The following is a 542-nucleotide window of genomic DNA, read 5'->3' on the forward strand; positions in this document are numbered from 1 at the left end:
GGGCAGCAGGGTTGGATCAGCGTTGCGCCAGGGGCGGGTGATTGGTTGGACGTGGGGGTCGACTTTCCCGACCCTGCAGTCCTGCCGGAAATCGAGCGGCGGCTGCGCAGAATGTTTGACCTGGATGCCCAACCTGAACGGATCAACGCAACGTTGGCCCGCGACCCGCTGATGGCGCAACTGGTGGCTGCCCGCCCCGGGCTGCGCCTGCCGGGAACGTGGGACGGTCTGGAGCTGGCGATGCGCGCCGTGCTGGGCCAGCAGATCACGGTGGTGGCGGCGATTCGCCTGGCAGGTAAATTGGTGGCGCAATACGGCCAGCCGCTGCAGACACCCCATGCCGCTATTACCCACGTGTTCCCGACGGCTGAAGTGTTGGCGGCAGCAGACCTCGCCACCCTGGGCATGCCGAGGGCACGAGGGCGCACGTTGTCGGGAGTGGCCCAGGCGCTGCTGGATGATCCGCAGCTGTTTGTGCCCCAGGCCAGCTTGAAGGAAAGCGTTGCGCGGTGGGTCGCGCTGCCGGGGATCGGCGACTGGAC

1 protein-coding gene is annotated in these 542 nt (G+C 67.5%); it reads left to right on the forward strand.

Annotated elements, in window-relative coordinates:
* Positions 1-51 precede the first annotated feature (51 nt).
* A partial coding sequence (locus AC0L20_RS39725; protein WP_473295624.1) for a DNA-3-methyladenine glycosylase family protein occupies positions 52-542 on the forward strand: 491 nt, incomplete at its 3' end.

This window comes from Bradyrhizobium sp. Kon58, assembly GCF_055807455.1.